Raw genomic sequence first — 19,528 nt, 5'->3', positions numbered from 1 at the left:
ATCTCCAAGAAGATCCTCCTTTTCTCTTATAACGCAAGAAAGCACCCCTATGGACGGACATAAGGGTGCAGAATGTATTAAATATACTAGTCTAAGAAAAAACCTGGTTCTTTATTTATTAACTACTGCACCTGCTACCTACTTACTTGTAACGATAACAATTGCATGATGGTTTTCATAACCCCATCTTCTTCATTTGAACGGGTAATAAAATTCGCAGCATCTTTTATTTCTTGAACGGAATTGCGGACAGCAAAACTATAAGAGGCGCGTGTCATAAGCTCGATATCATTGTAGCCATCGCCAAATGCCATGGTTTCTTCTGGTGTCACATTCAATAATTGCTGCAAGTGTTCAACGGTTGTGCCTTTATGAACATTTGCGTTCGCGATGTCAATCCAGGCTGCTTCAGAAGCTACAATATAAGCAGATTCAAAGAAGTCGGATAATTTTTTCCTCGTTTCAAAACACTTAAGGGCTGGATCATGAATAGTAATCTTCACAAAATCCTCTGTTATTTCTTTAAAATCAGCTACTTGTCTTACTTGAGCATAGGACCTTCTCACAATATAAGCTTCTTCAGGGGATAAACTGTCTTTTATGACGGCACCACTTTTGGTACATGCAATAATGGTATGATCCAGACTGATGTCTTCAAGCAACTGGATAATGTTCAGTCCTAATTGATTACTTAGCAGCGATTCATAAACAAACTCGCCGTTATGCTTGATACGCGTTGCGCTATCACCTAAAATCCATAAATCTTCTGCATCATCACCAAATAACTCTTCGACTCGTTCACACTGCTTACCGGTAACAGGAGCGAATACAACGCCTTTTTCTTTCATTATTTTTTTGACATCCTTGTACAGTTCCTTGTTAAAATCACCGCTATTATTCAAAAATGTTCCATCCATATCGGTTAACACTAATTTAATCATGTGATGTCCTCCTAAAATTACTGCTTAAAAAACGTAAGTAAAATTATCTCAAACGAGCTTCCTCGTCCAAATCTTCTTGCGTGATTTCTCTGTCCTTGTAATAATATTTCATATCGTGTTCATTTATAGAGCGCAACACTTTGCACGGATTGCCAACCGCAACGGAATTGGCTGGAATATCCTTTGTTACTACACTTCCTGCACCTATAACACTGTTTACACCAATGGTTACGCCTGGACAAATGGTGCTGCCTGCTCCAATCCAACAATTATCTTCAATTTTCACGGGATTCGCATACATATATTCTCTGTAATTAGGATTGATGGGATGACCAACGGTAGCGATGGTCACCGCAGGACCAAACAGGACATTTTTTCCGATGATAATTTTCGTATCATCCACAAAATTGCAGTTAAAGTTCAGATACGTACCTTCGCCGATTTCAATATTCGTGCCATAGCAAAAGTAAAACGGCGGCTCGATCCATGCCCTTGTTTCTTTACCGAATATTTCTTTCATCAGCCGACCGCGCTCCTCTATAGCATCTGGTCCTGTCGCATTAAAGGCCATCATTCTTTTTTTAGCCTGTAGCCTGTCTTCAGGCAGACCTTCACAGTAATCGGTAAATAATTTTCCCGTAGCAATTCTTTCTCTCATAGTCATCCTACATGTCCCTTTCTTTTCATCTACCTGCTTTTTAAATAGATTACCATTTATGCAAGATCCCGTGTGATACTATTTAACCACCTATATTGGCAGTAACGAATGGCAGCGATGGGTAGCTTGATGATTTCATCTAAACTGATTACAACATAAAGAATAATAGGATGGACGTGCCTAACAAATGCACTCACATAACCCAATGGCAATATAATTCCCTACATAACGATAAAATCACACCAAAAACCAAATTTGGCATCTCCACCAGCAAGATAAATTCCACCAATAATCGTAGAGTTCATCGACTTACCAATACAGTAGTAAGCGCATATTTAAAGCATCCCATTCAGATAGCCTTCTGCCGTGGCACTTAAATTCACCAAATGGAATACTAGGGGTTTCATCAGCAAAATAATAGCACCAGATAGTACACCAAATATCAGGGCGTACAAATTGACCCTGTTGCCTACCTTTATAGCCATCTTCTTATCACTGTTGCCCAGATATTTCCCAACAAGCACAGCGCGCCACTGGAAATACCGCCACATAACACGATGGCCAGGTCTTTGACGACCGAGGCAATGGAATTGGATGCAACCATATCGGCACTTACATGTCCAATAATGGTCATGGTAGCCGTTAAGGCACCGCACCAAACGATATAATTTGCCTGAACGGGGATGGTGTATTTCAAGAAGTCTTTCCGTAAGTGACGTGCCATCTTATCACGAACAGGCAAGTGAAAGCGAACATCACCGCGTGTTATGGAATGGATGATACAACAACCAAGCTCGATAAAACGAGTACATATGGTGGCGACGGCCACACCCGTAACAGCCTTCTCCGGCATACCAGAAAATAAAAAAAATACGCATAGGGCATCAAAGGCTATGTTCAAAATTAGGCACATGGAGCTTATCCATGCACTAAGGCGTGCGTTTCCATACTCTTCATCACGCTAAAATACATTTGCGAAAAACCCATTACAAGATAAGAAAACGAGACAGCCCGCAAAAATTTTGTTCCATATCCGATTAACTCGCTGTCACTTGTAAAAAGGCGCATCAGGATTTCTGGGAAGAACAATGAAAGAATGAAAAAGAAAACAGATATGCCGATAGATAACAGGCAGCTGATACTAAGGACACGCTGGATCGCTTGGACATCCCTTTTTCCCCTATACTGCGCCGTAAGAATCCCTGCTCTGGTTGCTAGCCCCATATAGAAGATGGTCAGTACAAACGTTACTTGTGCTGCCAAAGATACAGCAGACATAGCAGACTGATTAATCTTTCCTAGCATCACAACATTCGCCGAGATGACGGCTGCTGAGATTAGATTTTGTAATGCAATGGGTAATACTAGTGAAATTAACGCGCGATTAAATTCACTATCCTCTTGTTTTGTTGCCCTTACATGTTGCTGCACCCCACATCCCATCTTTCTTAATTTTTCTGACACTATCAAAATTGTATATAGTTCTACTTGTCGATTCCACCAAATTCGAATATAATTCTATCAAAATCGTATATTATTTTAGGAGGTGTGACAATGAGTGTAGAACTAGAAGTGTTCTCTGATTTATCAGAACGATTAAACTACAATCTACCTGATTTTCCACTTTACGTGCGTAAAGGTGCACTACATCAATTCGATCGATATGCTGCAGCGTGTCATTGGCATCCTGATTTGGAGTTTATACTAGTGCTTGACGGGGAAATGGAATATTTTGTGAATGGAGAAACCGTACTAATTGAGGAGGGAAATGGAATTTTCGTCAACAGCAAACGCATGCATTACGGTTTTTCTACCGAAAAGGTTGACTGTTCTTTCATTGTGGTTGCGATCCACCCTGCCCTGCTTGGTGAGAATACACACATAGGTAAAGTGTATTTGGATGAAAAATTCGGACCAGACACGGAAGACTATATTTTGCTTACACCCGAAATACCCTGGAAAAAGGAAGTCCTTCTTGCACTAAATCAGATTTACCATGAAATGAACAGCACTCCATGCAATCCACTTCTTCTTCTTTCACAGGCTACGTCTCTTTGCGCCAGTATAGCTGATTATATCCAAATAGTTTCTGGACATCTTCACGATGATCAGTCATGGATGGCTGTTTGGAAAATGACCGGATTCATTCATCATCATTATGACGTTAAGGTCACACTTGATGACATTGCAGCTGCGGGTTCGATTTGTAGGAGCAGATGTTGTGAGTTGTTTAGTAAATATATTGGTCAAACACCTAATACCTATTTGATGAATTATCGAATTCAAAAAAGCTGTGAGATGCTGCTAGAAACCAATAGGACAATCAGTGAAATTGCGATGGTGTGTGGGTTTCAAAGTCCGAGTTATTTTTCATATGTTTTTCGTAAGGAAACGGGTTTGACACCACAGGATTACCGAAAGAAAGTTAACTTAGCTATATAAGTTCCTTTTGTGGCCAAAGTGCATTCAAACAATGGATGAGGACATAATATCCTATATGGTTAAAATTTGTAAGGTGTGGCATAAAGGAGCTTTGGTTATGGCGGATGAACAAATCGTAAGGGCAGACTATGAAGATCTTAAGGTCGTAATGGACATCTTTGAGGATTGCAAGTCTTATTTGAATAACAGAGGCATCCTGCAGTGGAATGAAAAGTATCCAAATCAGGAGTATTTTGAAACGGCATTAAAGGGCGAGAATTTATTTGTGTTAAAAAAAGAAGGTCAAATCTTAGGAGCCATGGTCCTTGATGAGTGGCAAACTCCGGAATGGGAAACTGCCCAATGGACGGACGTTCAGGGTAATCCATTAATTCTCCATTCTTTCTGCGTCCATCCTTCTGCACAAGGAGGCGGGTATGGCGGAAAAATGCTGCAATACGCCGAAGACTTTGCCAATGAACAAGACTACCCTGCACTTCGACTCGATTCTTTTTCTGGGAATGAGGCTGCGGTAGGATTCTACCAAAAAAGAGGCTACACTAGAACTGGGATCGTTAAATTAAAAGGAAAACCACAAGGTCACGACCAATACTATTGCTATGAAAAGTTATTTAAGTGATGTGGTGCCTCACACCAGTATAAAAAACAAAGTCTCTGACCTAGCAGAACAAAGACTTTGTTTTTATTTATTTACTGCTTTGTTAAAACCAGTTACTCGACGCTGAAACCTAACTATTTAACTGCTTTCCAAATGGTCCATCTATTGCTTTAACAGAATAACTTAACTATAGAATTTTATATGGTTATCTTCAAGCCCAATACAGCTACTAATATCATCCCAATAAATAAAATTCGTCTCCAATCTTTTGATTCACCATAAAAAAGCATTCCAATAATGGTTCCGCCTACAGTCCCAATCCCTGTCCAAACAGCATAGGATATTCCCATAGGTAGGGATTTCATTGCTAGACTCAGAAAGCCAAAACTCATTATAAATCCAAGAAACAGTACCATATATGCCGGTAAGTTTTTGTTTTTGGCTACTTTATTCATACCTGTCACTCCAACCACTTCAAAAACTCCAGCCAATATGAGATACACCCAAGCCATTTTAAACAGCACCTCCTTTTTTACTAGATTCAGTTGTAACAAATTTTAAACCTACTACACCAGACAGAAGCAAGAGAATAAAAAATACCTTCGTCCAACTAAAGGCTTCTCCAAAGATCAACATCTCTACTACAACAGTTCCAGCTGTCCCTATTCCCGTAAAAATTGCGTAAACTGTAGCAACAGGTAGACTTTTGATCGCTTTAACAAGTATGGTGAATGATAAATATATTAGTAGAACAGTACCAGTCCATGAAAGCCAATTACTAGCATGCTTCAATCCTATTGCCCACAAAACCTCAATAAGACCAGCCAGTATGACTAATACCCAATTTCGATTCATCAAAATTTCCCTCCTTAAGTGTCATAATTCTCTTGAAAGTCCGTGCCAATAAACATACCAAGAAGCTTCTAATCTCTTCATAAGGCGTTCAGGACCACCATATAACATTTCAACAAATATGGCATCTAAGATTCCTAAGTATGCAGCAGTAGCTCGTTTTTCATCGATTATTGAACTAATTTCTCCGTCTGCTATAGCTTTTTTTATAATCGGAATCAAAAGTTCCTCTACCTTATCGAGGTATACATAAACATTTTTCATCACCATTTCGTTGAGATGGTTCGGCGGAAAAAAAGCGGTACGAATCCAAAATTTACTAGAATCATTCTTTTCGTATCGGTCAATGCTTTTCAACAGAAAATCATATAAGAATTCTTTTATAGGTCGTGTCTTGTTAATTTCTATAAATTTAATGACAAATCTTATTTCATTCTCACTCGTATCCCTGCATAACTGTAAAAACAGTTGATCCTTCCCTTTGAAATGAGTATAAATAGATTGTTTTTTAATTCCTACATCTTCGGCAATATGTGCCAAAGACGCACCTTCATATCCATTTTTTGCGAAATGCTTTATAGAAACTTCTTTTATTTGATCTGAGGTCATTTTATCATCCTTCCGAACGGTCGTAAGGTAAATTTAACATTAATCCAGTTTTTATTCAATTATTATTGATTCATTCATTAATCCTACTTTAACTAACTGCCGCGTTTTAGTTAATTTCTATGGTAATAAATGGTTAGAACAACCTCACCACTACCTACATATTCCATACATTAATCAGTATGGACATTATTGGGGCTAACAGAACCAAAGACATGGAGAATCCATGTCTTTTTTAAGGTAAATTTCCTTCTATTAATATGTAAAAAACCCTTAGTTTTTAGTTCCTTTCCACAATGGTAGCTACTCCTTGGCCTCCGCCAATACAAAGTGTTGCTAATCCCGTCCGGCTATCACGTTTTTGCATTTCGTGAATAAGCGTGACTAATATGCGTGCGCCACTGGCACCAATTGGGTGTCCCAATGCAATTGCGCCCCCATTTACATTTAATTTTTCTTTATCAAAATGAAGTTCTCGATCCACTGCAAGTGCTTGAGCAGCAAAAGCTTCGTTTGCTTCAATTAAATCAAGTTCTTGTAATGACATAGAAGCCTTTTTCAAAACCTTTTTTACAGCTGTAACAGGACCAATTCCCATAAAGCCTGGATCCACGCCACCACCTGCATTCGCTTTGACGCTCACTAATGGTTTAATTCCTAATTCATCTGCTTTTTTACGGCTCATGACGACTAATGCTGCAGCTCCATCGTTTATTCCAGAAGCATTTCCTGCTGTGACTGATCCCTCTTTGTTAAATGCAGGGCGAAGCTTTCCTAAACTTTCTGCAGTAGTACCCGCCCGAGGAAATTCGTCTTGTGCGAATACCGTTACTTGCCCTTTACGGCCTGGCACTTCAACAGGTATAATTTCATCCGCAAAGCGATTCGATTCCATTGCAGCTTGTGCCTTTTGCTGGCTCCATGCAGAGAACTCATCTTGCTCTTCACGAGAAATTTCATATTTCGCACTAAGGTTTTCAGCGGTAATACCCATATGATAATTATTGAAGGCACACCATAATCCATCATGAATCATACTGTCTACTATTTTTTGATCACCCATCTTAAACCCATCGCGTGCTCCCCTAAGTAAGAAGGGAGCCTGGCTCATATTTTCCATTCCTCCTGCAACTATCACCTCTGCATCCCCAGCAAGAATTGCTTGTGTGGCTAAATGAACCGCTTTTAGACCTGACCCGCATACCTTATTAATGGTTAGGGCGGATACCTCATGGGGCAAACCAGCAACAAGGGCAGCTTGTCTTGCTGGATTTTGCCCCAGTCCTGCTTGTAAGACATTTCCCATAATGATTTCGTCTACTTGTGTAACATCGACCCCAGCTTTTTCAAGAGCTGCTTTGATGACAATTCCTCCTAATGTTGTTGCTTGAATACTTTTTAACCCTCCCAAAAAGCTTCCAATTGCAGTTCTTACAGCACTGACTATAACTACTTCTGTTTCATTCATGTAGAGTTCTCTCCTTAAAAAATATTTATTTCAATTTTTACAGCAAAAAAAAAGCCTTACAGCGAAAACTGAATTAATTTGTCCTTTGATATATTTTCTTTTTCTAAAACAGAGTATGCAAAAAAAAGGGATATAAATATTGTTGGTATTTAATAAAATTTTTGTTTGTGGAAATTGGTGTAGATTGTTACGTGGTTGGTTTTGACTCTTAAAAAAAAGAACAGCGAAAATCCGCTGTTCTACTTGAACAAATTTAATGCTGCTTTTGCATTAGATTCAAATAAATCAATAAATCCTTTTTGAGCAGTTACAAATTGATTTATAGCTTCTTCACGAAACTTTTTTTGTTGCTCAATAGTATTTTTATACGATTGTTGGAATTTCTCTTGTGACTGATTGAATAAATTTAAACTTTCTTTTAATGGAGTCGATGTTACTTGTTGAACACGGCTATTGATTTCATCAAGTTGAGCATTCCACTTTTCAAAAGTTTGGCTTGCTTGGTCACCGTATACATTTTGTAGGTTTTGATTTACGTAATCGCGAATTTCTGCAATTAATTTTTTCTGTTCTGCTTGAACTAATTCCAAATCACCAGCAATTTTTTCCAAAGATTCTTTTTGATTGGAAAATGCTTGTTCCAGAAGATTTTCTACTTCTTTTTGAGAAGAGTTAACTTTGTCAAAACTTTTTGTCCAAATGTTCATTAAAGATTCACCAAAATTAGCAAAATACTCATTGTTTTTTTCCATTAAAAAAAGCCTCCTAAATAAAAATCTTTTATTTTACTAGTATTTTTTAAGACTAGCCACTCAGAAGATTATTCTACAATTGTTAAAATGAATATGAAAACTTAAAAGCGCATGAGTTTTCAGCCGGCATATTGCTTAACCTTATCATTGAATGCCGAGTTTATTCTAAAACTTTTTTAACATTCACCTTACACTAAATGTATTGTCTCTCTATATGTAATTTACACCTATAGAAATTATTAGTCAACCTTTTTTAAGCTTATTTATTTACTCTATATACCATAATTACCCTATCTTTATTTAGATTAATTCGGATATCATAAAAAGAAATTGTGGAGAAGGAGGCAATGTAAATGACGCAAAACTTTGATCCTTTCGAAATGTGGAAAAGCTTTTATAACCAATACAGTACCTCATTCGATGAAAAAATGAAAGAACAATTTCCATCTCAAGCCATGGCACAGTTATTGGATGTAAATCTTCTTCACCAAAAGATGTTAAATGAAACAACTGAACGTTATTTGGAGAAAATGAATGTCCCCACTCGTTCCGACATGGCAAAAATTTCATCTCTTATCATTAATGTGGACTCAAAAGTTGATAACTTAGAAGAACTTTTAGAAGAAACGAATGCTGAACAACAAAGTATTAAGAATATACAATCTCAAATAACAGATTTAAGTAAACAACTGGAAAGTTTAGAAACAAAACTTAACCAAATCCTTACTCAATTAAATTCTCTAAATGATGAACATAATAAAAAAGCTGCTACGAACATTGAAGCAGCAAATGTCAAAGTGGTTACAAATCATAAAGGGACAGCAAAGAACAAAGAAACCGCAACCAACAAAAAATAGCAAGTATTAATGATAAGTAACAATTCAATTTTAAACAGCCTGTAAGCTTTTCATTACTTTTTTGGAATAACTTACTTTAAAGGAGTGGTTTACATGGCAGATTTAAATAATAAAGTTGCGATTGTGACAGGTGGGAGCAGAGGAATCGGTGCAGCGATTTCCAAAGAATTAGCAAAGAATGGCATAAAAGTTGTCATTAACTATAACAGCCGAAGTGAACTAGCGGAAAAGGTTGTCGCAGAAATAAAGGAAATCGGCAGTGAAGCTTACGCTGTTCAGGCTGACGTCTCAAAAATAGCAGATGCTGAAAAGTTAATAAAAGAAGCCGTTAACCATTTTGGCGGACTGGATATCCTTGTTAATAATGCTGGTATTACAAGAGACAAATCGTTTAAAAAACTTAGCGAAGAAGACTGGAGAACCGTTATTGATGTGAATTTAAACAGTGTTTACAATACGACTTCCTTTGCGCTACCGCATTTGCTTGAATCTGATGCAGGTCGTATTATTAACATTTCGTCTATTATCGGCCAGGCGGGCGGCTTTGGGCAAACCAATTATGCTGCAGCAAAAGCAGGAATGATTGGGTACACAAAATCCCTTGCACTGGAGCTTGCCAAAAGTGGTGTAACGGTTAATGCAATAGCACCGGGTTTTATAGACACTGAGATGGTTCAGGCCATTCCGGAAAATATACGCGAGTCGATTGTCGCGAAGGTTCCGCAACGTCGATTCGGTCAACCAGATGAAATCGCAAAAGGAGTTATTTACCTGTGTAAAGATGGCGATTATATCACTGGGCAGCAGTTAAATATTAACGGCGGACTCTATATGTAGCTAGACTATTCCCTATCGGTTAGGATACACCAACGATTCGCATTACTGTGAAAGGTGTGAGGAATCATAAGGATCCCAACTATAGAAGAACAAATTTCTGCTGCAATGCCTGAGCAATACCAAAATTATTATGCAAAAATAAAAAGAGCAGCTGATGTGTTAACAAAAGATGCCGAACCAGAAGTGGGACCAACGCCAAAAGAAGTCATTTGGACAAAAAACAAAGCGACATTATACCGCTACACATCAGAACAGCCCAAAAAACATAAGGTTCCTCTTCTTATGGTTTATGCATTAATTAATAAACCATATATCCTGGATTTAACAAGAGGATTCAGCTTGGTTGAATATTTGGTTAATCGCGGGTTTGATGTGTATCTTCTTGACTGGGGTACACCTGGGAAGGAAGACAGAAATATGAAACTGGATGACTACATTTTGGACTACATTCCTCGTGCGGTTCGAAAAGTATTGCGGTCATCCCAAGCAGATGTCGTCTCCATCCTTGGTTACTGTATGGGCGGCACTATGACTTCCATTTTTACTGCTCTTCATCCTGAATTGCCAATTCGCAACGTTATATTTATAACAAGTCCATTTGATTTTGAAGACACTGGATTATTTGGTTCTTTCTTAGATAAAAGGTATTTTGACATCGACAAGGTTGTCGATACATTGGGTGTTATTCCACCTGAGATGATTGATTTTGGAAACAAAATGTTGAAGCCAATGACAAACTTTTATGGGCCGTATGTTAGTCTTGTGGATCGTGCCAACAATGAAGAATTTATTAAGAGCTGGAAACTAATGCAAAAATGGGTTGGCGATGGGATTGCCTTTCCAGGTGAAGCCTTCCGTCAGTGGGTCCGGGATTTTTACCAGCAAAATAAGCTGATTAAAGGAGAACTTGAAATTCGCGGGCGAAAGGTCAACTTAAGCAACATCACCGCCAATGTCCTAAACCTGTCTGCTGAAAGAGATCATATTGCACAACCGCATCAGGTAGAAGCTTTAATGAATGTCATATCCAGCAAGGATAAAACGTATATTTCTCTTCCAACCGGACACGTATCAGTAGCATTTGGCTCTAAAGCATCAAAAGTCACTTATCCAACGATAGGAAATTGGCTAGAAAAACGTTCAGATTAACAAAGATTTTAGGATTTGCAAACTATTTGTGGAGTACAGAAGTTGGTTCCTTCTTCTATTTATGCGAACGTCCAAGAGGATTTTCTTGGACGTTTTTTTAGTGTGTCAATTAGCTACGAATCTTAAAAGTCGCAAGTACTTCCGCAAACCTTTTAATCCCCTCATCGATTGCTCCTTCATTTTCCCTTGCAAAAGTAAAACGAACAAATCCTTTCTGAGACCCCATCGTATAGCCTGGGACATAAATCACTCCCCTTTTGATCGATTCTTCTAGTAATTGTACTTCATTAACCTCTTTATTTATCTTGACCCAAATATGAATGCCTCCCATAGGTATGGAGAAATCCACTTTGTCCCCTAAATAAAAATGAAGACTATTAACAATTTGATCTCTTCTCATTTCTAATTGTTTGGTTAAATTTTGAATATGAGAATGAAAATTTTCCGATTCTAAAAAGTCATTTGCGACCCATTGAGTATAACTTGCATGACCAAAATCAATTTGCTGCTTCGCATCGGATAATCTCTCAATAACAGGTGTAGGACCTATAATCCAACCAATTCTTAATCCAGAAGCGACGATTTTGGATAAAGAACTAATATATAAAACATTTCCGTTAGCATCCATTGATTTTAAAGTAGAGACCTTTTCCCCTGTAAAGGATGTTAAACTGTAAGGATCATCTTCAACGACAGGGATACCATATTCTGAAGATATATCAAGAATGGCTCTCCTTTTTTTTTCGCTAAGTAAAGCTCCCGTTGGATTTTGATAAGCAGAATTCAAGAAGATCATTCGTATTCGATGCTTTTTATACAAGGATAGTAAGTCATCCGGATTGATACCATCCTCGTTTACAGGTATGTAAAGCGGTCTCAATCCTGTTGATTTAAAGGTTGGAAGATTGTAGTTGTAAGATGGATCTTCCAATGCCACTGCATCCCCTTGTTTCAATAGGCATTGAACCACCAAGTGTAAGGCCTGTTGTGCACCAGATGTAATCAAGATGGATGAAGGATTGGTTTCAATGTTTCGATATTGCTTAACATGCTTGGTAATGGTCTCTCTTAATATTGCGTTTCCTTGCGGATGATCATAACCTAAGCTACCTATAAACGACCGAGAGGAAGTAATCTCCCTTAAGTATTTCAGTGGGAAAAGATCCTCTGACAGTTCTCCGCTTGCTAAATTGATTAACTTATGTTCTACAGCTTCTTTTCTAATCCTCTGTGTTATAGGCAAATTGGGTAAAAACGATCCTGCTTCAATATACCTGTTCCAACTTGGAATTCGTTTCTTCGTAATTCCCCAAATATCCTTACTTATGGTTGTGCCGCTTCCTCTATTTCTTTGAATTAGTCCAATTGACTCCAATTCATCATAGGCTGCAACTACTGTACTTCTATTCACATTAAGTTCCTTAGCTAAAGTTCTTTCCGATGGTAATGGTTTATCTGGAGGATATGTCCCATCTGCAATTCCATTCTCGATATATTCAGCAAGTTGTTTATATATAGCTTTTTTGTCTTGGCGATCTGGTTTCCAATCCATCTATTTCAGTCCTTCTAAAGAAATTTAGTTTAACTATTATATTTCCTATTTTACATTAATGTTGGTGTTTCTTCTTTATGGACAACCCCAAATTAGTATTTAAGCAAATAGTCTCGTTTTCGTGAAGGATAAATTTATAACTAGACGTTGCAATCAATAATTATATAAAATATAAAATATATTAAATTTTTTTAAAAGTAGCAACAAGGGGGGAGAACGGATGAAAAAAACATTTTATTTAATGAGACATGGGGAAACTTTGTTTAATGTAAGAAGAAAAATTCAAGGTGCTTGCGATTCTCCTTTAACAGACTTGGGGAGAAAACAAGCAAAAATAGCGGGTGAATACTTTAAAGGTATCCCTTTAGATCATGTCTATTGTTCTACATCAGAAAGAGCTAGTGATACATTGGAAATTATAACGAATAATCAAATGCCGTATATAAGGTTAAAAGGATTGAAAGAAGCGAATTTTGGTACTTTTGAAGGGGAAAGCGAAGACTTGAACCCGTCACGAGAAGAATATGAGACATTTTTTGTTCCCTATGGCGGAGAACACAGACAAGAAGTTCGAGAAAGAATGGTAAAGACTTGCACGGACATCATGGAAAAGGATGACCATCATGTTGTTTTAGCCGTTTCTCATGCAGGTGCATGCCGTAATTTCTTAAGTGTGTGGCAAGACACATCTGATGTCCTGCCAGAAAGAATTCCAAACTGTACCATCTTTAAATATGAATATGAAGATAAAAAATTCAAATTGCTAGAAATCATTACACCTAATTTTTCAAAAATTGAAGAGCTTTTGTCTGCTGCGACCATTTCATAAAAAAGCGCCATTTGGTGCTTTTTTTATGTCTATATAAAGCTGAAAGTGATACCAGTTAACGGCATCACTATCGAATGTTAGAAAAAGCTTCCTTTTTATTTAATACCATAGCGATCCATATATAATCGCAGTGCATTTCACCGTTAACAGAGCTATAAGCTTTCGTTTTTCTTGTTCTCATAGATATTAAAAACACGTAAAGGAAAGAATTCTCCTTGTATCAATACCAAATATCATCCAGGAAAAACCATTCCATCTGAAACCAGCAACAGATCTTGGACCTACGAAAATGGGATAAAACCAAAATCCTTCACCATTGTTGAGCCATATAAAAGTATTACGAAACAGACATAACCTTATGGCTCCTGGATCAACAGCAAATGGCGAAGCAGTTGCTTGTTGAGGAATAAATGGTGGAGGAGGAGCAGTTGGGGCTTGTGGTATTTGTGATCCTGGAAGGCCTGGAAACCCTGATGGTCCCTCAAACCCAGGTCCTGGTATGCCCGGTATGCCTGGTATGCCCGGTATGCCCGGTAAACCGGGTAAACTCGGTAAACCCGATGGTCCCGGAAACGACGGTATCGGTAAAGTTTGAAATTGACGCTCCAATTGCTGATCATAATCTAAATAGGAGTATACTGTCTGATTATACATTTAAAAGATCACCACCTTATCTTAAATAAATCTCTAAGTATTAGTATGTTGTGCTGTTCCTTTGTGAAGCTTAATCACAGTCTATATTACTGCCCATTTGCTTTCCAAAAATATTGTAATCCTCATCTGGAGTTAAGATGAGGATTCTTTAAAAGATACAGTCAGATCTTTTAACCATAGAAACAAACTGCTCCAATAATGATTAATAAAATAAACAACACTACGATGAGTATAAACTCACCGCACCCATGGGCAGGAAAACAACTTGCATAAACAGGAGCTGCATAGGAGTAAGACAATGGCTGTGGAAGAGGAGTAATTGGTAAGGCATTTGGCATGGCATTTGGCAAAGCATTTGGGATGGCATTATTCATTTTTTACACTTCCTTTCGAAGTATAGTTAGCTACGACATTACACTATATATTACAACTCAGAGAGGAAATTGGAGCCCGTCTATTTAATAAATGGGCATGACTTAACTCCCAAGCATCCATCTGTCATTAATCTTTTTTATAAAAAAATCTTTTGAACTGTTAACAATTTTGTCATAAAGATTGTTTAATATATAGTAATGGAATCATAACTACCACATATGGAAAATCAAAACATATCTATTTAGTTATAATTTTGATATGATAGTAGTTGTTTTTTTAAATAAACCAATTGTGTTATATCACAGGAGGAATATGCATGGATCGATTATTACAATTGAATACGATTTTTATTAGTATTATCATTGAAGCATTCCCATTTATTGTCGTTGGGGCTTTTATTTCTGCACTAATAGAAGTTTTTGTTTCTGAAAATACACTGCTTAAAATTCTACCAAAAAATAGATATTTATCTGTTGTTGCTGCTAGTTTTATGGGAGTATTATTTCCTGGATGTGAATGTGGGATTGTTCCCATCGTTTCACGGTTAATAAAAAAAGGACTTGCCCCTCATGCAGCAATTTCCTTTATGCTTTCTGGTCCCATTATCAATCCGATTGTTTTATTTGCTACATTTATTGCATTCGGAGATAGTTGGACGATGGTTGGGTACCGAGCAGGGTTAGCAATAGGTGTTTCAATTTTAGTTGGGCTTGTATTATCTTTTGTTATTAAGGACAATCCGCTAAAAGAAAATAGCGAAATACATGTTCACGATCATTCACACCAGAATACTAGACAAAAATTAATGAGTGTTCTAAACCATACTATTGACGAATTTTTTAGTATGGGAAAATACGTAGTGCTAGGTGCACTAATTGCATCTACTATGCAAGTTTATGTACCTACACGGATATTAACAACACTAGGCGGTACGCACGTAACTGCCATATTGGTTATGATGGCTTTAGCTTTTATCTTATCTGTTTGTTCGGAAGCAGATGCTTTTGTAGCAGCATCTTTTCGTAATTTTTTCCCCCAAACTTCTGTCGTGTCTTTCTTAGTGTTTGGCAATATGGTAGATATTAAAAATTTATTAATGATGTTTGGGTCTTTTAAGGCAAAATTTGCGGTTCTCTTAGTTTCATTAATTACTTCATTTGTATTCATTGGTTCACTTCTTTTGTAAAGGATGTGGGATGATGTTTAAAGTCCTAATTTTAATACTTACTACAAACTTGTTTTTTATGCTGCATGTCACAGGAAACATTTCAAAATATATAAACATGAAATATAGCTTCTTATCTGCGAGTATGATCGTGATTTTATTCATACTTACAGTGGTCGAAGGAATTAAATTATGGTCCTCTGGAGATAAGAAAGAGAAACATCATGATTGTGCTTGTAGCCACGATCATCATGAACATAAACACCATCATGAACATGATTACGATAAAAAGAAACCATCTGCTGGAAAAAAGATAAAAAAATTCTTGGCTTACACGCTCGTGGTAATCCCTGCTATTACTGGAGTAATATTTCCAGTGGCTACTCTTGATTCACAGCTAGTGGATGCCAAGGGCTTTTCATTTCCAACATTAGAAGACGGAAGTGATCAGTACGGGACCCATCAAGTTCTAAATCCTGATATGAGTAAATTCATGAACCAAGCTGATTTTACGGATTTAGTAAGGAAAGAGTCTAAGTCTTATATTCCAAAAAATAATATTACTCTAACGGATAAAGACTATTTAGTCGGGTTAGAAGTAATGTATAATTTTTCAGGGGCGTTTGCTGGGAAAACTCTTACCATGAATGGATTTACTTACAATGGTCCAGGAGAACAGCCTAACCAGCTGTTTTTACTTCGCTTTGGGATTATTCATTGTGTCGCTGACTCTGGTGCCTTTGGAATGATGATTCAATTCCCGAAAAACGTACACATTCCGAATGACCAATGGTATCAAGCAACAGGAACAATGGATACAGTCTATTATCCACAAATGAAAACTAAAATTCCTGTTTTAAAAGTAACAAGTTACAAAATCATTCCAAAACCGAAGGACCCTTATGTTTACAGAAACACTTTGAATTAATTAGAAGGACCCTATGAGGGTCTTTTTTTTTGATATATGGATGGAAATACAGAAGAACAAAGGAGCTTAGAATAGTTTCAGCTCTTAGCTATTTCTTTAGAAACATTTGTTGCTGCAAGAACAATAAACATCACTGGGTAAAAACATTTAAATATTCATTGTAATCCTCTTTACTAAACACGTTAAAGATGATTTTTTCAATACGATTAGAGTGATCTAGTAGCCATTGATTTACTGTCTTTACGGCGATATGAGCAGCTTCCGTTTTTGGAAAACCGAATACACCCGTTGAGATTGCACAGAAAGCAATCGTTTTAATATCCTCTATTTCATTTGCCAATTGGAGGCAAGAAATATAACAAGATGCTAATTCATCCCTTTTCTGATTTGTTAATGTCGTTCCCTTTGGGACAATTGGTCCAACCGTATGCAAAACATAATGGGAGGGCAGGTTATAAGCTCTTGTAATTTTCGCATTCCCCGTCTCCTCTAACTCTCCTTGGGAAGACATAATCAGTTCGCAATCACCCCTTAGTTGCGGACCAGCAGCCGAATGAATGGCATTATCAATACATGCGTGTAACGGCTGAAAACACCCTAACATTTGTTTATTGGCTGCATTTACAATTGCATCAGCATTTAATCGTGTTATATCCCCTTGCCACAAAATAAACTTCGCTGATTGGGAAAAAGGATTTGCAGGAGCCCTGGATACAACTGATTCAAGTTTTACCACATCAACGGTCCCCTTTTCATTTAACTCCCATTGTAAAAGAGAATCGATCTTTTCCACAATTTCATCATTTAGTGGTTTTGGTGCCCTTATGTTTAATAGAGCCCTTAATAAACTTCGTTTTGCGTTATAATCACTCGGAATTTCTACATCACCTGGAACATTAGGTTCTCGTAATAAGGCAGTAATTAAATCGTCTATCATATTTTCAGGATTGTTTTCCATGATTGGAAATGGCGGGATAAATGTTTCAGTTAATTTAATTAATGAAGCATAATCCTTTTATAATAATTGTGGCATTGTGTACGCTCCTTCATTCCATTATGGCTGATACAACTTCTTGCATATCCTCCGTAAAGGCAATAGTTTTATCAATATTTTCTTTTGCACCTTCAGGGTTTTCCTTGTTTAGACGAATCAATGTTGCATTCTTATTGTGGTATGTCATTTGTTCAAAGGGATAGCGAATAATTCCAGGAGTATTAAAGCCAACACCTAACTCCAAAAAGACCAATTTCTTTCCTCCGGATTCCTTTAAAAATGTATTGTATGATTGGTTCCATTCATACCACTTTTCATCCTGCACAAAATATTGGTTGATTCTTAAATGAGGGTCCATATTTCCACCACAGACAGGGCATGTTGGTACAAGTTCGGATGGTATTTTACAACCGACCGTTTTTTCTACCATTTCCTTTACCAGTGATTCATTATAATACACCTTGTTGTGGCAACCTGTTGAACATTGCAGAAAACCATAATTCCCTTGTACTTCAAACACTTTGTCAAAGGCGAAACCCGACTTCTCAAACTGGCTATCGACATTGGTTGTCATGACAAAATAATTTTTGCCATTTACCAATCGTAAAAGGTCCCTGTACAGTTTAGTAGCACCAGGTTCAAATCGGTTTATAAGAATATGTTTTGCCCAGTATGCCCAGCGTTCTTCCTGTGTTGGGAATGGATAGAAACCTGATGAATACATGTCAGTCAATCGATACTTTTCTATAAAAGAGGCAAAATTCTCCTTAAATCTTTTTCCGCCATACTCAATCCCAGCAGCAGCAGATAAACCTGCTCCGCCGCCTAGCAAAATATATTCTGCATTTTCGATTGCGTTCTTTGCCTGCTGAATACCTGTCTCAAAAGCCTTTTTCATACGCTGTACCTCCTCTTAACTAAAAACCGACCTTTTTTCGTATCAAGGTCGGTTTGTCATTATCATTGTCTCAAATATTTTATTTAGTTTGTGAAATGGCATTAACAAGTTGGGGCAGTGCTTCGTTGATCGGCGTAATTGGACGACCAAGAACTTTCTCAAAATCATTGCTTTCAACTTCTAGTGAACCGTTTCGAATGCTTTCTTGAATTCCTACTACAATTGGAATCACAAAATCAGGTAGCCCTAACCCTTTCATGATTTCTGCATATTTTTCGTCATTAACTTGTTGTACAGGTACTTCTTTACCCAAAACTGCACCAAGAGCTGCTGCCAATTCTGCTTGAGTTAAAAGGGGACCAGAAAGTTCATACACTGTATTTTCATGACCTTCTCCAACAAGAACCGCTGCCGCTGCATCGGCGTAATCTTGTCGCAGTGCCCAGCCTACTTTACCTTCTCCAGCAGAGGTTACCCACGGAGCTCCCGCAATAGCACCTTGAATGCTTCCGATCTCGTTTTCCAGATACCAATTGTTACGCAAGAAGGAATATGGAATACCTGTCTTAATGATGGCTGCTTCTGTCGCAACATGCGGTGGAGCCATTAAGTTTTTACTTTCGGTTGCATTTCCTAAGCTTGTGTAAGCAATAAATTTTACTCCTGCACGCTCAGCTGCTTGGACAGCATCTGTATGTTGACGAATTCTTGTTTCATTATCACCATCTGCAGAAATAATTAATAAGCGATCAATCCCTTTAAAAGCATGTTCTAATGTTTCTGGTCGGTCAAAATCTCCTTGACGAACGTCCACTCCACGAGCACGAAGTCCTTCTGCTTTCTCGGGATTTCGAACACTCACTGCCAGCTCACTTGCTGGAATAGCTTTTAATAATGAATCGACCACTTTTGAACCTAAGTTCCCTGTTGCTCCAGTTACTAATATTCTCATTTATATTCCCTCCAACTTTTA

Annotated in this window: 23 protein-coding genes; 8 read left to right on the top strand and 15 right to left on the bottom strand. The window is 37.6% G+C overall.

Features of this window, described 5'->3' with window-relative positions:
* Positions 1 to 134 precede the first annotated feature (134 nt).
* The 4 genes from JOC76_RS03340 to JOC76_RS29795 form a co-directional block, all read right to left on the bottom strand.
* Positions 135 to 941, bottom strand: a complete 807-nt coding sequence (locus tag JOC76_RS03340; protein WP_205176060.1) for an HAD family hydrolase — start codon at positions 939 to 941, stop codon at positions 135 to 137.
* A gap of 43 nt (positions 942 to 984) precedes the next feature.
* Positions 985 to 1,599 (bottom strand): sugar O-acetyltransferase, encoded by a 615-nt coding sequence (locus JOC76_RS03335; RefSeq protein ID WP_275591318.1) that lies wholly within the window; start codon positions 1,597 to 1,599, stop codon positions 985 to 987.
* 475 nt (positions 1,600 to 2,074) lie between these two features.
* Positions 2,075 to 2,512 carry an MATE family efflux transporter gene (locus JOC76_RS29800; RefSeq protein WP_239557515.1) on the bottom strand — a complete coding sequence of 146 codons (438 nt, stop codon included), beginning with the start codon at positions 2,510 to 2,512 and terminating at the stop codon, positions 2,075 to 2,077.
* A gap of 5 nt (positions 2,513 to 2,517) precedes the next feature.
* Positions 2,518 to 3,030 carry an MATE family efflux transporter gene (locus JOC76_RS29795; protein WP_307784682.1) on the bottom strand — a complete coding sequence of 171 codons (513 nt, stop codon included), beginning with the start codon at positions 3,028 to 3,030 and terminating at the stop codon, positions 2,518 to 2,520.
* Positions 3,031 to 3,153: 123 nt separating this feature from the next.
* On the opposite strand from JOC76_RS29795, the gene JOC76_RS03325 reads away from it, so the two are divergent.
* Both JOC76_RS03325 and JOC76_RS03320 read left to right on the top strand, forming a co-directional pair.
* Positions 3,154 to 4,041 (top strand): AraC family transcriptional regulator, encoded by an 888-nt coding sequence (locus JOC76_RS03325; RefSeq protein WP_205176056.1) that lies wholly within the window; start codon positions 3,154 to 3,156, stop codon positions 4,039 to 4,041.
* Positions 4,042 to 4,138: 97 nt separating this feature from the next.
* On the top strand, positions 4,139 to 4,660 hold the full coding sequence (locus tag JOC76_RS03320) for a GNAT family N-acetyltransferase (protein ID WP_205176054.1): 522 nt from the start codon (positions 4,139 to 4,141) through the stop codon (positions 4,658 to 4,660).
* Positions 4,661 to 4,836: 176 nt separating this feature from the next.
* Here the strand turns inward: JOC76_RS03320 and JOC76_RS03315 are convergent, their stop codons facing one another.
* The 5 genes from JOC76_RS03315 to phaP all read right to left on the bottom strand — a co-directional run bounded on the left by JOC76_RS03315 (position 4,837) and on the right by phaP (position 8,317).
* On the bottom strand, positions 4,837 to 5,151 hold the full coding sequence (locus JOC76_RS03315) for a DMT family transporter (RefSeq protein ID WP_205176052.1): 315 nt from the start codon (positions 5,149 to 5,151) through the stop codon (positions 4,837 to 4,839).
* 1 nt (position 5,152) lies between these two features.
* Positions 5,153 to 5,494 carry a DMT family transporter gene (locus tag JOC76_RS03310; RefSeq protein WP_205176051.1) on the bottom strand — a complete coding sequence of 114 codons (342 nt, stop codon included), beginning with the start codon at positions 5,492 to 5,494 and terminating at the stop codon, positions 5,153 to 5,155.
* 21 nt (positions 5,495 to 5,515) lie between these two features.
* Positions 5,516 to 6,100, bottom strand: a complete 585-nt coding sequence (locus tag JOC76_RS03305) for a TetR/AcrR family transcriptional regulator (protein ID WP_205176050.1) — start codon at positions 6,098 to 6,100, stop codon at positions 5,516 to 5,518.
* Between the two features lie 277 nt (positions 6,101 to 6,377).
* A complete protein-coding gene (locus tag JOC76_RS03300; protein WP_205176049.1) occupies positions 6,378 to 7,565 on the bottom strand; it encodes an acetyl-CoA C-acetyltransferase in 1,188 nt (395 codons plus the stop codon).
* Between the two features lie 239 nt (positions 7,566 to 7,804).
* The gene (phaP, locus tag JOC76_RS03295; protein WP_205176048.1) at positions 7,805 to 8,317 is read right to left on the bottom strand and encodes a polyhydroxyalkanoic acid inclusion protein PhaP; all 513 of its coding nucleotides are present in this window, start codon (positions 8,315 to 8,317) and stop codon (positions 7,805 to 7,807) included.
* Positions 8,318 to 8,670: 353 nt separating this feature from the next.
* Here phaP and JOC76_RS03290 point away from each other — a divergent pair, with 353 nt between their 5' ends.
* From JOC76_RS03290 to phaC, 3 genes are all read left to right on the top strand, one after another.
* Positions 8,671 to 9,174, top strand: a complete 504-nt coding sequence (locus JOC76_RS03290) for a polyhydroxyalkanoic acid synthase subunit PhaR (RefSeq protein WP_205176047.1) — start codon at positions 8,671 to 8,673, stop codon at positions 9,172 to 9,174.
* A gap of 93 nt (positions 9,175 to 9,267) precedes the next feature.
* Complete coding sequence (gene phbB / locus JOC76_RS03285; RefSeq protein WP_205176046.1) at positions 9,268 to 10,011, top strand: acetoacetyl-CoA reductase; 744 nt, start codon at positions 9,268 to 9,270, stop codon at positions 10,009 to 10,011.
* A gap of 105 nt (positions 10,012 to 10,116) precedes the next feature.
* Entirely contained in the window at positions 10,117 to 11,160 is a 1,044-nt protein-coding gene (gene phaC, locus JOC76_RS03280) for a class III poly(R)-hydroxyalkanoic acid synthase subunit PhaC (protein WP_205176045.1), read from the top strand.
* Between the two features lie 109 nt (positions 11,161 to 11,269).
* On the opposite strand, the gene pdxR is transcribed toward phaC, so the two are convergent.
* The gene (gene pdxR / locus JOC76_RS03275) at positions 11,270 to 12,712 is read right to left on the bottom strand and encodes a MocR-like pyridoxine biosynthesis transcription factor PdxR (protein WP_205176043.1); all 1,443 of its coding nucleotides are present in this window, start codon (positions 12,710 to 12,712) and stop codon (positions 11,270 to 11,272) included.
* A 220-nt stretch (positions 12,713 to 12,932) separates the two neighbouring features.
* Here pdxR and JOC76_RS03270 point away from each other — a divergent pair, with 220 nt between their 5' ends.
* Complete coding sequence (locus JOC76_RS03270) at positions 12,933 to 13,541, top strand: histidine phosphatase family protein (protein ID WP_205176041.1); 609 nt, start codon at positions 12,933 to 12,935, stop codon at positions 13,539 to 13,541.
* A 186-nt stretch (positions 13,542 to 13,727) separates the two neighbouring features.
* On the opposite strand, the gene JOC76_RS03265 is transcribed toward JOC76_RS03270, so the two are convergent.
* Both JOC76_RS03265 and JOC76_RS29790 read right to left on the bottom strand, forming a co-directional pair.
* On the bottom strand, positions 13,728 to 14,195 hold the full coding sequence (locus tag JOC76_RS03265) for a collagen-like protein (protein ID WP_205176039.1): 468 nt from the start codon (positions 14,193 to 14,195) through the stop codon (positions 13,728 to 13,730).
* A 170-nt stretch (positions 14,196 to 14,365) separates the two neighbouring features.
* Complete coding sequence (locus JOC76_RS29790; RefSeq protein WP_239557514.1) at positions 14,366 to 14,569, bottom strand: YjcZ family sporulation protein; 204 nt, start codon at positions 14,567 to 14,569, stop codon at positions 14,366 to 14,368.
* 299 nt (positions 14,570 to 14,868) lie between these two features.
* Between JOC76_RS29790 and JOC76_RS03255 the strand changes: the two genes are divergently transcribed.
* Together JOC76_RS03255 and JOC76_RS03250 are read left to right on the top strand one after the other, a co-directional pair.
* Complete coding sequence (locus JOC76_RS03255; RefSeq protein WP_372441901.1) at positions 14,869 to 15,756, top strand: permease; 888 nt, start codon at positions 14,869 to 14,871, stop codon at positions 15,754 to 15,756.
* A 10-nt stretch (positions 15,757 to 15,766) separates the two neighbouring features.
* Positions 15,767 to 16,663 (top strand): TIGR03943 family putative permease subunit, encoded by an 897-nt coding sequence (locus JOC76_RS03250; protein WP_307784681.1) that lies wholly within the window; start codon positions 15,767 to 15,769, stop codon positions 16,661 to 16,663.
* A 130-nt stretch (positions 16,664 to 16,793) separates the two neighbouring features.
* On the opposite strand, the gene JOC76_RS03245 is transcribed toward JOC76_RS03250, so the two are convergent.
* The 3 genes from JOC76_RS03245 to JOC76_RS03235 all read right to left on the bottom strand — a co-directional run bounded on the left by JOC76_RS03245 (position 16,794) and on the right by JOC76_RS03235 (position 19,507).
* A complete protein-coding gene (locus tag JOC76_RS03245) occupies positions 16,794 to 17,621 on the bottom strand; it encodes a protein-ADP-ribose hydrolase (RefSeq protein WP_205176032.1) in 828 nt (275 codons plus the stop codon).
* An 88-nt stretch (positions 17,622 to 17,709) separates the two neighbouring features.
* Positions 17,710 to 18,555: a Sir2 family NAD-dependent protein deacetylase gene (locus JOC76_RS03240; protein ID WP_205176030.1), complete on the bottom strand. Its 846-nt coding sequence runs from the start codon at positions 18,553 to 18,555 to the stop codon at positions 17,710 to 17,712.
* A 79-nt stretch (positions 18,556 to 18,634) separates the two neighbouring features.
* Positions 18,635 to 19,507 (bottom strand): SDR family oxidoreductase, encoded by an 873-nt coding sequence (locus JOC76_RS03235; protein WP_205176028.1) that lies wholly within the window; start codon positions 19,505 to 19,507, stop codon positions 18,635 to 18,637.
* Positions 19,508 to 19,528 lie beyond the last annotated feature (21 nt).

The sequence above is a fragment of the Neobacillus cucumis genome (genome assembly GCF_016908975.1).
GTDB classification, from domain to species: domain Bacteria; phylum Bacillota; class Bacilli; order Bacillales; family Cytobacillaceae; genus Neobacillus; species Neobacillus cucumis.
Note: the sequence above shows the minus strand (reverse complement) of the source record. Positions and strands in the feature narration are given on the sequence as shown.